This is a genomic window from Aquisphaera insulae (assembly GCF_011064615.1).
GTDB classification, from domain to species: Bacteria; Planctomycetota; Planctomycetia; order Isosphaerales; family Isosphaeraceae; genus Aquisphaera; species Aquisphaera insulae.
This window is the reverse complement of the sequence record NZ_JAALJH010000227.1, coordinates 1-1224: the sequence shown is the minus strand read 5'-3', so window position 1 is coordinate 1224 and position 1224 is coordinate 1. Positions and strand designations below refer to the sequence as shown.

General features: G+C 66.6%; 2 protein-coding genes. One reads left to right on the top strand and one right to left on the bottom strand.

The genetic code is table 11. The features are described 5' to 3' along the window. Window positions 1–28: 28 nt before the first annotated feature. Window positions 29–385, bottom strand: coding sequence for a PIN domain-containing protein (locus tag G6O54_RS38480; RefSeq protein ID WP_256369030.1), 357 nt, complete (start codon window positions 383–385; stop codon window positions 29–31). A gap of 99 nt (window positions 386–484) precedes the next feature. Here G6O54_RS38480 and G6O54_RS36870 point away from each other — a divergent pair, with 99 nt between their 5' ends. After that, window positions 485–1027, top strand: a complete 543-nt coding sequence (locus G6O54_RS36870; RefSeq protein WP_165236123.1) for a hypothetical protein — start codon at window positions 485–487, stop codon at window positions 1025–1027. The last annotated feature ends 197 nt before the right edge of the window (window positions 1028–1224 follow it).

Genomic DNA, 1224 nt, shown 5'->3' with positions numbered 1-1224 from the left:
TCTGACTCTACCGACCGAATCCGCTTCCTCAGGGCTCCTCTCCGGAGCCGGATCGCTTCGCGGAGCTCGGCGGCATCGCCGGGTGTTGGGTTCGCTTCTGGAAGAGGGAGAGGCGTTCGTCGAGGAAGCTGGGGCTGATCCAGAAATCCGTCTGCTTGACCGCCTCGAATGCCTGACCAAGGTCGATCAGCCGCTCCTGGGGGGCCGGTTCCAGCACGCCGATCGTTCCGACGACCCGGATTTCACGTGCGGCTGCCGCCTGGCGACCGAGCCGTTCATCGATGAGGAGACGATCTGCTGGAAGCTCCAGCCGAGTTTGGAGATGGCGACCTGGTTGACGTGCAGGGCCTTCGCCAGCTCGGCCTGCGTGCTCGACGCCCCGCATTCCCGGAAGATCGCTCCCTCGCTAGAATCCGGGCCAGGGCCGAGGAGTCGACGGAGCCTACGGCCCGACCCACCAGGACTCGGTGCGGAGGGACCGCGGATGTTCGGGCGCACGGGGGCGATCGTCATCGGTGTGCTTCTATCCGGCATGGCGCCGGCCAATTTCCTCGCCGCCGACGAGCTCGGCCCCGACGGGTTCATCTCCAGGGCCGGCACATTCCGGCTCTATCACGGCGAGCTTACGTTGCGGATCTTCGAAGCGAAGGGCAAGCTGAACTACGAGGTTCGCTCTCACGTCTCCATGCGCAAGTCCCTGTTCCGACGAGAGACACTCGAGGTGGCGTACCGGCCCACGGAGCCCTTCATCGAGAAGGATGCCCCGTGGTTTGCCCTGGTCGAGTCGCCCGGTGCGAGGTCCCCCAGGGGCATCTGGATCTTCGACGGACGTGATCGGCTCGTCCGGGTCGCCTACGACCCCTCGAAGGGCCCCGACGAGCACTGGGGCGGAATCTTGCTGGATTCGGACGCTCGGCCCTCGATCGTGACCGAGGCCCCCGGGGAGGTCCGATCGCGTCTGCCGGAGGCATTCAAGACGAAGTTCGAGGGCGGGTCTCGTCGGGGTCGTCCCACGGGGTCATTCTAGAGCGCGTAACGCTTGGATCGCGTGCGGACTGGGAGCCGGCTTCCACAGGGTTTGCCTGTGGCATCAGCCTGGGGGATAGCCAAGGCTCACCCGGTCGCCGGACGGAGCCGGCTCCCACAGGGCTCGCTCGTCGCATCGGCCTGGGGTGGCCACGGCTGGCGCGGTCGCTCCTTGCCCGTGGTTGATCCGAACGTGAA

Bases quoted from the DNA above. Each gene is read 5' to 3' on its own strand.
- G6O54_RS36870 (WP_165236123.1), top strand. From the start codon at position 485: ATGTTCGGGCGCACGGGGGCGATCGTCATCGGTGTGCTTCTATCCGGC.
- G6O54_RS38480 (WP_256369030.1), bottom strand. From the start codon at position 385: ATGCGGGGCGTCGAGCACGCAGGCCGAGCTGGCGAAGGCCCTGCACGT.